At 49.5% G+C, this 15,709-nt stretch carries 17 protein-coding genes; 13 read left to right on the top strand and 4 right to left on the bottom strand.

Going from position 1 to position 15,709, the window contains the following annotated elements:
• Nucleotide 1: 1 nt before the first annotated feature.
• The gene (locus KTO58_RS15295) at nucleotides 2–1,498 is read right to left on the bottom strand and encodes a TolC family protein (protein ID WP_095838532.1); all 1,497 of its coding nucleotides are present in this window, start codon (nucleotides 1,496–1,498) and stop codon (nucleotides 2–4) included.
• A 5-nt stretch (nucleotides 1,499–1,503) separates the two neighbouring features.
• The gene (locus KTO58_RS15290; RefSeq protein WP_095838533.1) at nucleotides 1,504–2,754 is read right to left on the bottom strand and encodes an efflux RND transporter periplasmic adaptor subunit; all 1,251 of its coding nucleotides are present in this window, start codon (nucleotides 2,752–2,754) and stop codon (nucleotides 1,504–1,506) included.
• A 261-nt stretch (nucleotides 2,755–3,015) separates the two neighbouring features.
• Here KTO58_RS15290 and KTO58_RS15285 point away from each other — a divergent pair, with 261 nt between their 5' ends.
• The 3 genes from KTO58_RS15285 to KTO58_RS15275 are packed head-to-tail and all read left to right on the top strand — an operon-like array spanning nucleotide 3,016 to nucleotide 5,432.
• Entirely contained in the window at nucleotides 3,016–4,023 is a 1,008-nt protein-coding gene (locus tag KTO58_RS15285; RefSeq protein ID WP_095838534.1) for a c-type cytochrome, read from the top strand.
• 26 nt (nucleotides 4,024–4,049) lie between these two features.
• Nucleotides 4,050–4,505 carry a DsrE family protein gene (locus KTO58_RS15280; RefSeq protein ID WP_225859769.1) on the top strand — a complete coding sequence of 152 codons (456 nt, stop codon included), beginning with the start codon at nucleotides 4,050–4,052 and terminating at the stop codon, nucleotides 4,503–4,505.
• A 15-nt stretch (nucleotides 4,506–4,520) separates the two neighbouring features.
• A complete protein-coding gene (locus KTO58_RS15275) occupies nucleotides 4,521–5,432 on the top strand; it encodes a molybdate ABC transporter substrate-binding protein (RefSeq protein WP_095838536.1) in 912 nt (303 codons plus the stop codon).
• A gap of 110 nt (nucleotides 5,433–5,542) precedes the next feature.
• On the opposite strand, the gene KTO58_RS15270 is transcribed toward KTO58_RS15275, so the two are convergent.
• Nucleotides 5,543–6,898 (bottom strand): hypothetical protein, encoded by a 1,356-nt coding sequence (locus KTO58_RS15270; RefSeq protein WP_157752927.1) that lies wholly within the window; start codon nucleotides 6,896–6,898, stop codon nucleotides 5,543–5,545.
• Between the two features lie 109 nt (nucleotides 6,899–7,007).
• Here KTO58_RS15270 and KTO58_RS15265 point away from each other — a divergent pair, with 109 nt between their 5' ends.
• The 9 genes from KTO58_RS15265 (at nucleotide 7,008) to KTO58_RS15225 (ending at nucleotide 13,841) form a co-directional block, all read left to right on the top strand.
• A complete protein-coding gene (locus KTO58_RS15265; protein ID WP_095838539.1) occupies nucleotides 7,008–7,271 on the top strand; it encodes a hypothetical protein in 264 nt (87 codons plus the stop codon).
• 233 nt (nucleotides 7,272–7,504) lie between these two features.
• Nucleotides 7,505–8,356 carry a hypothetical protein gene (locus KTO58_RS15260; RefSeq protein ID WP_095838540.1) on the top strand — a complete coding sequence of 284 codons (852 nt, stop codon included), beginning with the start codon at nucleotides 7,505–7,507 and terminating at the stop codon, nucleotides 8,354–8,356.
• Between the two features lie 89 nt (nucleotides 8,357–8,445).
• A complete protein-coding gene (locus KTO58_RS15255) occupies nucleotides 8,446–8,838 on the top strand; it encodes a nuclear transport factor 2 family protein (RefSeq protein WP_095838541.1) in 393 nt (130 codons plus the stop codon).
• A gap of 296 nt (nucleotides 8,839–9,134) precedes the next feature.
• On the top strand, nucleotides 9,135–10,001 hold the full coding sequence (locus KTO58_RS15250) for an STAS domain-containing protein (protein ID WP_225859768.1): 867 nt from the start codon (nucleotides 9,135–9,137) through the stop codon (nucleotides 9,999–10,001).
• A gap of 5 nt (nucleotides 10,002–10,006) precedes the next feature.
• Nucleotides 10,007–10,402, top strand: coding sequence for an STAS domain-containing protein (locus tag KTO58_RS15245; RefSeq protein WP_198315293.1), 396 nt, complete (start codon nucleotides 10,007–10,009; stop codon nucleotides 10,400–10,402).
• The gene (locus KTO58_RS15240; RefSeq protein WP_198315231.1) at nucleotides 10,383–10,796 is read left to right on the top strand and encodes an anti-sigma regulatory factor; all 414 of its coding nucleotides are present in this window, start codon (nucleotides 10,383–10,385) and stop codon (nucleotides 10,794–10,796) included. Before KTO58_RS15245 ends, KTO58_RS15240 begins: the two co-directional genes overlap by 20 nt.
• On the top strand, nucleotides 10,789–11,838 hold the full coding sequence (locus KTO58_RS15235) for an ATP-binding protein (protein WP_095838543.1): 1,050 nt from the start codon (nucleotides 10,789–10,791) through the stop codon (nucleotides 11,836–11,838). Before KTO58_RS15240 ends, KTO58_RS15235 begins: the two co-directional genes overlap by 8 nt.
• Nucleotides 11,810–13,435, top strand: coding sequence for a sensor histidine kinase (locus KTO58_RS15230; RefSeq protein ID WP_198315232.1), 1,626 nt, complete (start codon nucleotides 11,810–11,812; stop codon nucleotides 13,433–13,435). Before KTO58_RS15235 ends, KTO58_RS15230 begins: the two co-directional genes overlap by 29 nt.
• A 10-nt stretch (nucleotides 13,436–13,445) precedes the next feature.
• Nucleotides 13,446–13,841, top strand: coding sequence for a response regulator (locus KTO58_RS15225; protein WP_095838545.1), 396 nt, complete (start codon nucleotides 13,446–13,448; stop codon nucleotides 13,839–13,841).
• Here the strand turns inward: KTO58_RS15225 and KTO58_RS15220 are convergent.
• The gene (locus tag KTO58_RS15220) at nucleotides 13,828–14,424 is read right to left on the bottom strand and encodes a dihydrofolate reductase family protein (RefSeq protein ID WP_095838546.1); all 597 of its coding nucleotides are present in this window, start codon (nucleotides 14,422–14,424) and stop codon (nucleotides 13,828–13,830) included. The genes KTO58_RS15225 and KTO58_RS15220 overlap by 14 nt on opposite strands.
• Before the next feature lie 201 nt (nucleotides 14,425–14,625).
• Here KTO58_RS15220 and KTO58_RS15215 point away from each other — a divergent pair, with 201 nt between their 5' ends.
• Nucleotides 14,626–15,657 (top strand): SDR family NAD(P)-dependent oxidoreductase, encoded by a 1,032-nt coding sequence (locus KTO58_RS15215; protein WP_225859767.1) that lies wholly within the window; start codon nucleotides 14,626–14,628, stop codon nucleotides 15,655–15,657.
• Nucleotides 15,658–15,709 lie beyond the last annotated feature (52 nt).

Genomic DNA, 15,709 nt, shown 5'->3' with positions numbered 1-15,709 from the left:
GTTAAAAGTCGGTTGATGTATATTTTTTTTGATAAGTGATCTTCTGCTGTTGCTCAAAATCATAAAGCGATAGATAACGTAACTGGTAATAGGAACTCCACAGGTCTCGTAAAGCCATGATATGATCCCGCTTCGCCTGGTCCTTCTCCTGAAAAGCAATGCTGAGATCCGTAATGCCGAAGTTCCCCAATATATACTTTTCCTCCGCGATACGGTACTTCTCACTGGCAATACTATCTGCGTCCGCCGTCAATAATACCTGCCCCCGCATCATGTCATACAATGTTACCTGTGTCAGTATCTCCTGCGCAAAGGTCTGCTTGTCCTGCTCCACTGCATAGTTGGTGAACTGTAAGTTGGCCTCCGCGGTCTTCGTCCGCGACTTCGACCGCCCCCAGTCCAGTATCGGTATCGTAAAGGCAACCTGCACCTCCTGCTGCTCCTGCGGCGACCGGTACGCTTGCGAAATACTACTGCCACTCTTGGAATAACCTAGCTGCATCTTCAGCGTCGCATTCAACCCGTTCTCCCCACGTGCCTTCGCCACATCCCGCCTCGCTTCCGCCACCCGGCGGATAAATGCCGTCGCATCACTACGGTTCTCATAAGCCTCCGTCAACGCCTTGTCAATAGATACCTGCATCCTCGTCTGTGTACCAGGTAATAACAATAATATCTTGTCCATATGCTGCATACCTATATACGATCGCAGATTCAATGAGGCAATCTCCCGGTCCCTGCGCGCAACCCCCGCCGCCTTCTCCGACTTCAGCTGCTCCAGCTGCAATTGCAATATCTCATTGCGCGATAGCTTACCCAACTTGTACTTCTCATTGGCAATACGCAGGATGTTACGCGTATTCACCAAATTAGTCTCCGCAATCTGCTGGTTCACCTGCGCCAGCAACAACACGAAATAATAACTGCTGGCCTGTATCGCAATCTGCTCCATATCCTCCGTAAATGCCTGTACACTCTCCTTATACTTCAATGGCGCTATCTTCCGATCCCATCGCAACTGGTTGAACTGGAACAATGGCTGGTTATAGCCGATCCCAAATGGCGTACTGTTATACAATGGATCATTCTTCCGGTCAAAATCATCAAACCGCTGCAGCTGGGTAGTACCGAAAATAGTACCACCCGTCGCAGCGATGCTTTGGCTGAAGGAGAGATCAAGCGAAGAGTTGTTGTTATGCACCGATTGGAACTTGATCGTACCATCCGGCTGCAATACCTCCGTAAAGGTTTTCTTATACCCGGGCAATGTCCCGCTCAATGACAACTGTGGCTGATAGTTCGACCGGTACGTCCGGTATTCCCAGTACTTGGTCTCCCGCGTCGTAAGCGCCTGCTTCGAAGCGATGGATGCCGATTTAGCCAGCTCCACCACTTCAGGCAGACTTAATGCTACAGTGTCCGGGTGTACTTGCGAGACCCCAGTAACAGATATAAACTGGTATAGGAATAAGCAGGTATAAATAATATATCGGTTCATGACAATCAGTTGATAATAGACAGTACGTTCGCGTGTTTAAAAGCACTCATATCCGAAATGATCACACTATCCCCCGCCCGTAACGGCGCACTCACTTCCACATAATCAAAATTGCTCAACCCCGTCTGTATCCGGTGCCGCTCCGCCTTCCCTTGCCGCAACACAAACACATCCTGGCTCGCAGGTCCCTTGAAAGTAGGCCCGTTCGCTACCCGCAATATCCCCTGCTTGGCTGCCGTCACCAGGAACACATCTACCTTCATATGCGGCCGCAACTGTTGCTGCTGCTGCACATCCAGCTGCAGATCAAACGTCACGATCCCATTCTGTATCGCCGGCTGTATATTCACCACCGTACCGCGTATCGTCATCGTCTCACTCACACGGATAATCGCAGACATCCCGTTACGCAACTGACCCAGGTACTGATCCGCTATCGTCCCCTGTACCTTGAAACTGCGCAGATCCGCTATCCGCACCAACGCATCCCCCTCCCGTACATTCGCTCCTATATTACGGTTCGCCCAGGTTACCACACCCGCACGGCTCGCAGCAATACTGGCCAACTTCAGCTTACGCCCCAACTCCTGCAAGTCGTTCTCCTGCACCGCCGCCGCCAGCTCCGCCTCCCGCATCTCTATCTGCATAGACTGCTGCTTACTCTTGATCTCATTCTCCAACTGCTGCTTCTCCAACCGCGCTACCTGCAACTCCAACTCCGCCTTCTCTATATCCGCTCGCGTACCCCCGCCTGCCTTGAACAAATGCTGCGCATTGTCTACCTCCGTCTCCAGACTGCTGATACGCAACTGCTTCACCTGGTTGCTGGATTGTATGTCATAAAAACTCTTGTCAAGCGCTACCTTCAACTTCTTAATAGCAGCCTGCTTAGACTCCAACTGTATCCGCTGCTTCGCATACTCCGCCTCCGCCATACGCTTGTCCAACGTCAATATCGATTGACCACTGCTCACCGTACTGCCCGCATCCAGCAACACCTGCTGCACCGCCGCATTGATCGGACTCGTAATCACCTCCTCAAACTCCGGCAATACCTCCCCACCCGCCGGCAGCGTGTTTTCTATATTGCCCGTCTCCACCACCGCCACCCGTATATCTCCCCGGTGCACACTGGGCGACAAGAAAAAACGTAACAGCAATATGATAGCTACCAGCACCATCACCACCATCACCGCTAAACGTATCAGCTTCCTCTTTTTTTGTAAACGAACCGCCGGCTCGATCAATGTATCCATGGAAAGATTTTATTGTCATTCCCCTTTCCAAGGGAAATGCCAAACATATCTTATTGATAATGAAATTGTTATGTATTTTCTGAACTGAAAAACTGTCCGGTTCCGGACAAAAGGTCCGCTACCGGACCTCTTTCGCTATGGGCGTATAGGGATTACTGTTATATTGCGTGGATGTTGATATTACAATTGGTTATTGCGCATAAACAGTCGTGATGGGGTGCTTTCATACCGCCAGCCTACTTTTGATGTGCAAAAAGAGTTATGAAAAGTGTGAAGTCCAACATATTCGCCATCCTGTTATTCCTCGTCGTTTCCATCGTTATCGGCAGTGAAGTACATGGAAGCCTGCAGAAAAGGAAAGAACAAAAAAAGAAATTTGAAACCTACCTGGCCACAGAAGCCGCCGACAGCACCTGGCAAGCGCCAAGCCTGTATTGCGATGTCGCACTCAAAGGTGCACAGAGAGACCTCGTCATCTACGGCCAGCAACTCATCGCCCACACCGCCGTCTATCTCGGCCCGAAAGGCACCGTCGCCCGCATCACCAATGGCATGAACTGCCAGAACTGTCACCTCGATGCCGGCACTCGCCCCTGGGGCAACAACTATGGCGCGGTATATGCTACCTACCCGCAAATGAGAAGTCGCTCCGGAAACATGCAGGATATCTACGACCGCATCAACGACTGCCTGCAACGCAGCCTCAACGGTAGCGCGATGGATACCAGCTGCCGCGAAATGAAAGCCATACAGGCCTATATCAGCTGGCTCGGCATCACCGTACCCAAAGGCCGTAAACCTTATGGCGCCGGACTACCTCGGCTGCCATTCCTCCCCAGAGCCGCCGATCCCGTTCAAGGACAGATCGTCTATCGCAACAACTGCCAATCCTGCCACGGCGATCAGGGACAAGGCGTGCTCGCCGCAGACAATAATGAATATACATACCCGCCACTATGGGGCGAACATAGCTACAACGATGGCGCAGGCCTCTATCGCCTCACCAAATTCGCCAGCTTTGTATACAACAACATGCCCTACAACCAGGCTGCTCACTCACAACCTTCACTAAGCATTGAAGATGCCTGGGACGTAGCCGCATTCGTCAACTCACAATACCGCCCGCATCTCGACCAGCACAACGACTGGCCCGACCTGGGCAAAAAATCATACGACGCCCCCTTCGGCCCTTATGCAGACGAATACAGCGAACAACAACATAAATACGGTCCCTATCAACCACTGATATACGCCCGTAAAACCAGGTAAAGAAAATGTGTCAAAAACCACCATATATGAAGAGAACAGCAATGATACTCGCACTGGCTACCGCCGCACTCACCGGCGCATACGCCCAGCAAAAGACCTCCCCGCAATCCTTCCACGGAGCCGCCGCCACCTTAAAGGAATACAAAGCATTGTATATCCTCAACAACGCCGATGATAAAAAGATCAGAGGCACCCTCCGCAATATCAAAAATGCCCTCGAAGACCCACGCCTCAAAGGCCGCCTCCAGGTAGAATTGGTCGTATTCGGCGATGGCGTAGAGGCATTCAAAAATACCAGCGCCTACGATACACTCCTCCTGCCACTACAACAAAAAGGCGTCATCCTCGCCCAGTGCGAAAACACCTTGCGCGAAAGAAATATTAACAAAACAGCCTTGTGGCCTTTCATCTCATTCGTCCCCAGCGGTAACGGAGAAATCATCATCCGCGCCCACCAGGGTTGGGCCACCATTCACCCGTAATTAAAAAAGACCTCCATGAAAAAGATATTCCTCAGCATACCACTCTGTATCATCACCGCCACCACCACATACGGCCAACAACATCACTTCGACCCTCCCTGGAACAAACCGCCCGAAAGTGCCGTCCACTTCACCGTTCCCGGAGTAGACAACATACCCGACCTATTCGGAGATATCAACAATCCAGATCTCGTCATCTTTTTCGGTGGCAACCAGTTCATGGTCATCGACGAACTGATCGCTGCCTTCAAACAAACATACCCGGCTTACAAAAAAGTGTTCGTAGAAACGCTGCCCCCGGGTATCCTCGCTAAACAAATTGCAGGGGGCGCCCTCACCATCGGCAACATGCGCATCGACCTCAAACCCGATATATACACCGCCGGAGAAGGTCGCATCGCACAAACACCAGAGTGGTTCAGCCAAACAACCGTCTACGCCAAAAACCGCCTCGCACTCCTCGTTCCCAAAGGCAACCCGAAAAATATCCAAAAACTAACCGACCTCGCCACCGCCGGCGTCAAAATCAGCATGCCCAATCCCGAATGGGAAGGCATCGGCAAACGGATAGAAGAAGCATACATAAAAGCAGGTGGACAACACCTCCGCAACACCGTCATGCAAACCAAAGTAGCCGATAGCACCACCTATCTCACCTACATACACCATCGCCAGTCACCCATGCGCATCCTCTACGGCCAGTCAGATGTCGCGCCCGTATGGTACACAGAAGCACAATACCAACAATCCATCGGCCACCCGGTCGACATGATAGAAATACCAGCTGCGGAAAATATCGAGGCCAAAGCAGTAGCAGCGCTCCTGAAAAATGCCCCGCACAAAAAAGCAGCAGCCGACTTCATGCAGTTCCTCGTCAGCCCCACCGCAAAGGCCATCTTCAAAAAATATGGTTTCATCACCACCTGAATAAAAACAAAGAGGCGACCCCAAAATATCTTTGAGGTCGCCTCTTTGCGCCATATCAAACATATCCATATCAAACATATCCACACTATTCCTTCACGCAGAAGACCAATTTATCGATGCGCCGTCTGGAATTTTATCGCCCCATTATCAGTACCGAAATTCGACGTATTGACACCGGAAACAAAAGTGTTTTTAGGAATGATCTTAATAGGTACCGTGATAAAGGAACCTTCATTGGATGGATACTTGATATTCTCCAGGAAGTTGCCACTGGCCGAATAAAGCTGCTCCTTTTCATTATTAGTGGCAAGACCCAGGGAACTCGCAAAACCTTCCCAGAAACCATTGTCCAACTCATAGATGATGAGATACATATAATCCCCATCCGATGCATAAGGATGATGATCCCAGGACCACCAGGTAGATAGCGTAGCAAAAGTAGTATTGATATACTGGGGTGTCTGTTTCTGCACCTGCTTCCTGGAAAAGAACGCCACCTCCTGAGGATTACCCAGCTGCTGATAAAGCGTGAGCTGTTTACTACCAGTCGCCGGATTATATCCCGTAAACCAGCTCAGATACCACCCTACAGCAATCTCACTGCCGCCCTTTATCCAGCTTTCCTTATGCACCTTCACCGTCATATTAGGAAAATAGACATCCGGATTATTAGGCGCTGTCGTAGGAGTAGGAATATTAGGCAGGGAAGGGATCCTGCCCGTGGCATCAACACGCTCATTGAACGTAACCGCCCACACCCGGTTCCTTTGCGCAAAACATTCCGATATATTACCGCAAACAGTCTGGTTGCCGTTGGCATCATACGTATAACCGCTGAATACATCATTACTCATAGTTTCATCCCCGTCAAAGGGCACAACTACCGGGTAAGGAAGCGGCTCCACAGGAACCGGAGTAGGAACAGCGGCATTCGCACATGGATCATACTCATCAACCACAACCGCTTCGTCACCGAAAAATGGTATATAGATCTGAGGATACAACGTGTCCGCATTTACTACCACCGGCTGCTGCAACAGATCAGCCAACGCGTTAAGATCCACCGGAGAAGGCAGACCACCGCCTCCGGGCTCAGGTACCTCAGGACCAGACCCGCTTCTCTGCAAATAAAAACTACCCGTATTTCCTGATAAAAGCGCCGGCAGATCCTTGATCAATACATTGTAATCTCCGTCAAATTTCTTCGCTACCGCAGCCTCAACAGCAGCCCGCACACTTTTGCTCCGGCTTAATGAAGCAATAACTTTTGCATACCGGTTCAATACATCATTAACATACGCTTTCGCAGTAGCCCTGTCCGTAAAGGTAGGAACAGGCTTTGCCGCTGGCCCTATTATATGATTCTTCGAACACGATAATGTCAGCACAACAGCCAGCACGAGAGGACATAATTTTCGGGCCGCCAGAAAGACCGGCCTCTTTACAGGGGTAAAATGGTGCATCATAGATACGATTTTGGTTTTGCGAATTATGCATTAAATATGCACTAACGCCACAAAGCTACCAGGAAGAAAATCCCCCATATAGTAAAAATCGGACATTCCAAATATTGATTTGCAAGTAATTGCCATATTAGACAACTACCAGCATGTCATTGAAAAACTCGACTGCTTCCAACTGTTAGCTGCACACGAAACCATAATATCGCGCGACACCAACGTCGCATGGTGCAACATGCCCAACGTCATCTGCACACCCCATCTCGGATACATCGAAAAAGCAAGCTATGCACTGTACTTCGGCAAAGCATTCGAAAGTATCGTTAGCTACCCCAACGGACCCCCGGTGAATATAGACAACCCACAGCTACTGCAATAAATACCCATATTGGGTCCACATATCCTGTAGCTAAAGCGGCCTTCTCCTAGCCTGCATGACGCCTGCTGCCAACTACTGCCCATACCGGCAAAAGAACCGCCTGTTCGAAATTTCATAACAACGGTCGAAGCCATATTAGCAAATATCTAAGGAGAGTAAAAGCACCGTTGAATATTTTCGATACTTATAATAACATTCATCCCTTTGCTGTAACTTCCAGGAAAACACATCCAATGGCCAGACAAACCGGGCCAATAACTTTTACGGGTAAACTGGGAAACCTCGTCGGATACTATCGCAACGGTGTATACTTCCTGCGACGCAACGTAGATGGCGTCCGGCAAACCCCGGCCACCCGTAAAGCCGCCCAACACTTCGGTACCGCCAGCACAAAAGGTCGCCTCATTCGCAGCGCATTCATCCCGCAGCTGGATGTCTGCTATGAAGGTACCATGGTCAACCGCCTCACAAAAACACTCGTCCACACCGGCAGTACCAAAGACCCGGATAGCATAGAAGGATTCCGGTTTAATAAACATGCCACACTGGATAAATTCTTCCGGCTACCACCCATATATAAAGGGCCGGGAGAAATACACATACCCGCACAAACAATATTGCGCCCGCAACATACCACCCACCTGCATGTTAAACTCGTCGCCGCCCGCATCGACTTTATCAATCGCAAAGTCATCGCCACCCGCTCCATATCCCAACGCATCGACCTCCATGCCGCGTTCACAGGATTGACCCTCCATGCCGATATCCCCGGCCCTGGCACATGCATACTCGTACTACAAGTACAGGACTATAAAAATGAAATACCTCGCGAAGACAGGCTAAGCATCGCCGCAGATATCGTCGCCTTCAACAGGCAACAACCCACCACCCCCGCCCGCAAAACAGCCAGAAGAAAACCCGTCACCGTCAAAAAGATTGTACGGAACAGCCTCACCGTCCACCCCGGCAGACGCAACCGCCGCATACAAACATACCCACACCTACGAACATACCCGCAAACATACCTACACCCACAAACATACCCACACTCGCTGCTGCCGCATAGAGAGATACTAAAAGAATGAACGTTGGCATAGGAAGATAACGATTTGGCGTACGGGGATAACAATACATGCTCCCCATCACCCCATCTTTGTGTCATAAATAAACAACTATGACACAACACATATTCGATCGCTATTTTCAGGCATTGGCCCAAAGAGACTTAAATACCATATTAGACTGCTTCGCAACAACCCTGGATTGGCATATACCAGGCGACGAAACCCTGGCCCCATGGGTAGGTACTCGCTCCTCCAAAAAGGAGATCGCGGAATTCTTTGCCTTACTATGGCAGGAAACAGAACCCGTAGCCGGAGAAATATTCCACTCCTTCACACAGGGTAATACCAACCTTACCGCCGGCCGCTTCGTCACCCGCATGTTACGGACCGACCGCGTATACACCTCTCTGTTCTTTACAGAGATCACCATACACGAGGGCCTGATCATAAAATATCGCCTCCTCGAAGACACCAACGGTCTGGTACAGGCTTTGTCCGCATAGATAGGAAGACACATCAAACAATAGCTGTCAGCCGCCCCATCGCGTCTCACACAAAGATGTTATGTGGATGCGCAGGAATCGTCATGCCACATTTTCCGCATTCTGGGCAATAAAGTAAACAGGATTTCTACAGTTCTTAGACATAATTGCACCGCTGAACAAAGGAATTAAAATAGTTTTTATCACAGGTAACCACGTTGTAGACTGAATTCCACAAGATTTACCATATAAGCACACCAGAAGTTATAAATCGTTGGCTAGATTATTAATATATGTCTCCTAAATCTTTCTTATTAATGGCAACCGACATAGCGAAACTACTGCAACGCAAACAAAAGAAGGTACTGGAATACTGGATGAACAACCAGCTAATGAACGAAGGACTCCGCCAGGACCTGATGAGCAATGATGAATTACGAAACCTATCCAATGAATTCCTCGAATCATTGTTGAAAGCCCTCACAGACAAAAACCTGAAAGAAACCAACTCCGACGATCTCGAAGATGTCAGGGAAATACTCGCCGGTATCTCTATCTCCCGCGCACAGCAGGGGTATTCACCGGCAGAAACAGGGATCTATCTATTCAGCCTCAAAGACGCCATCATCTCCATATTGCAGGCAGAAGTGAAAGATGATTACGCCCTGCTGTTCGATGCCATGTACAACATCAATCGCCTCATGGACAGCCTGGCCATCATCTCCTTCGAAACCTTCATCAAAGGAAGAGAAGAAGTAATCTTGCGCCAGACAGACGAAATATCCGAAATATCAACACCCGTGATCCGCGTATGGGATGGCATCCTGGCCCTCCCCATCATCGGTACACTCGATAGCGCCAGGACACAGGTCGTCATGGAAAGCCTGCTCCAACAAATAGTGGACAGCGGCAGCACCATCGCCATCCTCGACATCTCCGGCGTCGCCGCCGTAGACTCCCTGGTAGCACAACACCTCATCAAAACTGTCGCCGCTACCCGTCTGATGGGTGCAGAATGCATCATCAGCGGCATCCGCCCCGAAATCGCACAAACCATCGTGCACCTCGGCATCGACCTGACCGGCATCATCACAAAAGCTACTCTCGCCAGCGCCCTGAAACAAGCATACGCCATGCTCAACCTGACCGTGAGGAAATTAGAAAAAGATAAAACCCTCAATTAAAGGTTATGGACCGTATTCCTATTCTCCGCATGGGGAATTTATTACTGGTAACCATTCAGATCGACCTCTACGACAGGTTGGCCACCAACCTTGAAAGCGATCTCGTACAAATGGTAAGTAAAACCCAGGCTAAAGGCGTTTTAATAGATATCTCCGCACTGTCTATAGTCGACTCCTTCATGGGACGCATATTAGGCAACATCGGTAGCATGTCCAAGATCCTCGACGCAGAAACCGTAGTGGTAGGCATGCAACCAGCCGTTGCAATCACCTTGATAGAACTCGGCCTCGAACTCAAAGGCGTACACACCGCACTCAATGTCGAAAAAGGAATGGAACTGCTCAGAATAAAGATAGGCCCTGACGAAGAAACCGACAGCGATGAAGATAGTCCTGAGTAAAGACCGCATGCGCATAGAGAGAGAACAAGATGTCGTACCCTTTCGTGCCCGCGTCAAAGAAATGGCTGTAAAAATCGGCATGTCACTGGTCAACCAGACCAAACTCATAACAGCCGCCAGCGAACTGGTACGAAATATGCTCAAATATGCGCATGGCGGCATCGTCGTCATGGAAATCATCAGCCAGGGCCGTGATAACGGCATCCGACTCGTATTCCAGGATCACGGCCCCGGCATACCAGACACGCAACTCGCAATGAAAGATGGCTACTCAACCGGCAAAAGCCTCGGAATAGGCCTCCCCGGAGCCAAAAGATTGGTGAATGAGTTCGACCTGAAAAGTAAAGTAGGAGAGGGCACAACCGTCTCCATTATCAAATGGAAAAATGGGTAGAACACATCTGGCATTCCTGGTAAGAGACAGGAGCTACTTCGCGATCATAAAAAAAGAAATTCATACCCTCGTACTGTCAGCAGGGTTCCCCGCCAGGAAAGTTGCTGAAATAGATATCATCGTATCCGAAATATTGACCAACATCGTCAAACATGCCGGAAGCGGTACGCTGCTCCTAAAAATTACAGCACATATCGATCAGCAACAGGAACTGGAATTGATCGCATTCGATAAAGGTCCGGGAATGGCTGACGTAAACCGCATGATGAACGATGGCGTATCTACCACCAACACACTAGGCGGAGGACTAGGCGCCCTCAAAAGATTATCCGACGACTGTCAGATATACTCCCAGAAAAACTGGGGAACCATCGTACTCATACGCGTATTGAGTAAACCCAATAACAGCAGAGCCAAATCTCCCAAAGCATTAGTAAGATCCATCCTCGTCCCGAAACCAGGAGAATCTCAGTGCGGCGATGGCAGTTACTACACCGTCAACGACCAACACCTGAAACTATTACTCTGCGATGGCTTGGGACATGGCCCCGACGCCGCCAAAGTAGCCGAACTGGCTGGCCAGGCCTTTCTCGACTATCCCACCGAAGATCCGGTCGACATGATTGGCCACCTCAACGTCGCACTCAAAAGAACACGGGGCGCCGTCGCCACAGTCGCCATATTCGACCTGAAAAAGAAAATATGGAGCATCTGCGGTATCGGCAATATTATGACTAAAATATTGAGCCGCGAAGGACACAAAAACTATATGCCGTACAACGGCATCGTCGGCTTGAATGTCCCCCGAAACCTGAAAACCCAGCAGATCATGCACGACGATACCCAGCAGCTTGTCATGTGCAGCGACGGTATCCGGTCCCGCTGGGATATGCTGAAATATCATGGCATTACCCGTTACGATCCCTCCGTCTTTTGCGCCGCCCTCTTAAATGACTACGCACGCAACACAGACGATATAGGGATCTTGACTTGTAAAATAAATGCAGCTGCTTATGTACGAACTGGCCAAGGTCACCCTTGAAAATGAAATGGATCTTATCCTCGCACACAAAAGATCCATGAAATTGGCTGAACTCACCGGCCTCACACTCGCAGTACAAACGACGGTAGCCACCGCCGTATCCGAAATATCACGCATCATCATGGAAGATGGCCGCACCGGATCACTTATACTCTGCATAGAAAATACTTCTAAAGAAAAAAATATAGTCGCCCGCCTCGTCGCCTCCCAACAACAACTTAAACTAGAATCAAAAACAGGACTCGAATACGCCAGAAGACTCGCCGACAGACACAAAATATCCACCAGCGGTCAACTCACCTACATCGACCTCTTCTTCAACATCAGCAACCTCCTCAGGATCGATGCCCAGAAGATCGATGAATGGAAAATCGCCCTGCGCAACGAATCCTCCGTTTCCCCCTACGAAGAACTCAAAAACCGCAATAGCCAGCTGCTCGAACTGTCAGAAAAAATACGCTATAGCGAAACACAATACCGCATCCTGACAGACAACCTGCCCATGCTCATATTCTCCGTAGGCCTCGATGGAACACTCCGCTATGGCAACGCCTGGATGGAACAGTTCACCGGGCAAACCATTACACAACTCAACGATAACAACTGGCGCTCCGTCATACACGAAGAAGACTACAATGCCTTCCTCAATATCATGCCCCCCGTATTGTCCTCCGATGTAGAACATCCCAAGGCACAACTCAGGATCAGGAACGTTGTCAACAACGTATTCTTTTGGCACCAGGTCGCCCTGCACAAAGCCAGCGAACAATACTGGATCGGCTATATGGTCGACATCCACGCCCAGAAGGTATTCGAAAAAACACTGAAAGACAACTTCGAACTCAAAGAAGCCCAGTCTAAACTCGAAGATAACCAACAGGTACTAGAACGGTATATCCAGGAACTCAACCGCAGCAACCGCGAACTCCAGCAGTTCGCCTTCATCGCCTCCCACGACCTCCAGGAACCCGTTCGCAAACTCCTGTTCTATAGCGACTACCTGCTGAACAAATACAGCGATGCCATGGACGATAAAGGCCGGAACTTCCTGTCCAATATCCACCAGTCATCCACCCGCATGAGAAACCTCATCCAGGATATCCTCCTGTTCTCCCAGATTGACAAACAAGATTCCCGCTTCCAGGTAGTCGACCTCAACATCGTCGCCACCGAGACCTGCCAGGACCTCGAAATGAAAATCAGCGAAAAAGAAGCCTTGATCGACATAAAAGTGTTGCCTTCTCTCCACTGTGACCGGGGAATGATGAGGCAGCTTTTTGCCAATATCATCGGAAATTCCCTGAAATATGCCGCCGAAGGCCGCCGCCCCCTCATAGAAATATGGGCCCAGCAAGCAGATGGGTTCGTCGACCTCCATTTTAAAGATAATGGCATCGGGTTTGATGAAAAGTATTTACCGAAGATCTTTACCTTGTTCCAACGACTGCACACAAGCCGTGAATTTGCAGGAACAGGAGTAGGGTTGGCTATCTGTAAAAAGATAGTAGACGTGCATAGAGGAAGGATCAATGCCGTATCAACGGTAGGAGAGGGATCGACCTTTACGGTCTCTATTCCGGTAGACACCGCAATTTAAACCGCTAATTATGAACATCACAGGCATCCTTTTAGTAGATGATGATGACAGTGACAAAGAAATACTAGAGGAAATAATCTCACTACATAATCTCAGCATCCTGGTCAATTATGTCGAAAATGGGGTGAAAGCACTTGAACTGCTGGATATCGATTATGTTAATGGGGCCCTCCCCAAACTAATCATTCTCGATCTCAATATGCCTATCATGAACGGTACCCAGATACTGGAAAAGCTAAAGGCAGATAACAGGTTCAGCGGCATCCCCGTTATCATATATTCCACCTCTATCAATCCCTTCGAAAAGGATAAATGCATCAGCCTCGGTGCCTGCTCTTACCTGACCAAACCAACCTCTTTGAAAGAAGGCGTAGAACTCGTACGCTCCTTTTCTACCTTTCTGTAAGATCACCCGTCACCACCTCGCCAGCACGCTTGTAATGCGCGATAATAACCCCCTTCGATGTTACCACACTTTCTGCTAAGGTAAACGCTGCCGGTAGGATACCATTTTGAAACAGCTTCTTACCCTCGCCAAGGATCAATGGATATACCTTAAGCCGGAACTCATCTACCAGGTCATGCTGCAGCAATAGCTGGATAAGCTCACTACTCCCCCAAATCTGTAAGTCTGCGCCCTCCGTATTTTTCAACTGCTTGATGGCTTCCACATCTCCGACAAATTGGGTGTTTTTCCAGTCAGATGATCGTTGGGTCTGCGACAACACATATTTATTGCCTTCATTAATACCAGGCCAGAACTCCGCATGGTGAGGCCAATACGAAGCAAAAATATCATATGTTTTTCTACCCAGCAGGTAATCCGTTTGCTGCAGCTCTTCTTGCAGGATCTTACCAAACTGCTCGTCACTATAAGGAGCCGTCCAGCCGCCATGTTTGAAACCACCGGAAGTATCTTCTTCTGGACCACCGGGTGCTTGCATTACACCATCCAGGGAAAGCATCGTTAATACAGTTATTTTTCTCATCGTATTCGCGTTTATAATAAAGACAAATGTTATTGACAATACAAAACTACGGTGCATAGCAATAGGCAATACGGTATGAAAAAGACAACTTAGGGGGTGATTCCCGACAAAAAACTGACGCGCTAAACAAAATATCTTTGACAGGCTGAACAAACTCGCCAGTCTGCTTCCATACTACCTTTGTCATACAAAGACAAAAAAATGGAAAACGTAATAATCGCAGACAACTACAACGGAGCATTGCAAAGACCCCTCCATAACGGTAATACAGCTACTACCACCACTACTGATGTAATTAAGGGGATAGACCTCACTAGTAAGGTCGCCGTCGTTACCGGCGGATATGCCGGCATCGGTCTCGAAACCGTAAAGACGCTCACCCGGGCTGGCGCCACAGTATGGGTACCCGCCCGCGATATCGATAAGGCGGCTAAAAACCTCGAAGGAGTAACCGGTGTCACCCTCAAACCGCTGGATCTGATGGACCCCGCTTCTATCGATCGCTTTGCCGAAGAGTTCCTGGCTACCGGCAGTCCCTTGCACCTGCTCATCAACAATGCCGGTATTATGTGGGTACCCCTGCGCCGCGATGCGAGAGGGTTTGAATCACAACTATCAACAAACCACCTGGGACATTTCCGGCTTACCGCTCGACTCTGGCCGGCATTGAAAGCGGCGGAAGGCGCACGTGTGGTAGCAGTCTCCTCCTACGGACACCATATCGCTCCCTTTGATTTCGAAGATCCCAATTTCGAACAGCGGGAGTACCAAACCCTGCTGGGATATGGACAAGCCAAAACGGCTAATAACCTGTTCGCCGTAGAATTGGATCACCGCGCCAGGGCATTCGGTGTAAGGGCATACTCCCTGCATCCGGGTTCCATCAATGGCACCGACCTGGGCAGAGAAGCCCCTATGGAGCTGTTCATCCAGATGGGTACACACGACAAAGAGGGCAATATCATCCCCGAAGTAGAACAGCGCCTGAAGACGATACCACAGGGTGCCGCTACCACCGTATGGTGTGCTACAAGTCCGTCACTCAATGAAATAGGAGGGGTGTACTGTGAAGATGCCGATATTGCAGACCTGGATAATGGAGACATCGACCACCACTTCGACGATCCTTCCAGCCTGAGAGGCGTAATGCCCTATTCCGTAGATGTCGCTAATGCACAGCGCCTATGGGCACTCTCCGAAGAGATGACAGGTATTAAATTCCCGGTAGTATAACAAACGCACCTGCGTCTTTGTGGTTTTGTCAGCATTAAAGTAATTTACAGTA

It is taken from the genome of Chitinophaga pendula (assembly GCF_020386615.1).
Classification (GTDB): Bacteria; Bacteroidota; Bacteroidia; order Chitinophagales; family Chitinophagaceae; genus Chitinophaga; species Chitinophaga pendula.
Note: the sequence above shows the minus strand (reverse complement) of the source record. Positions and strands in the feature narration are given on the sequence as shown.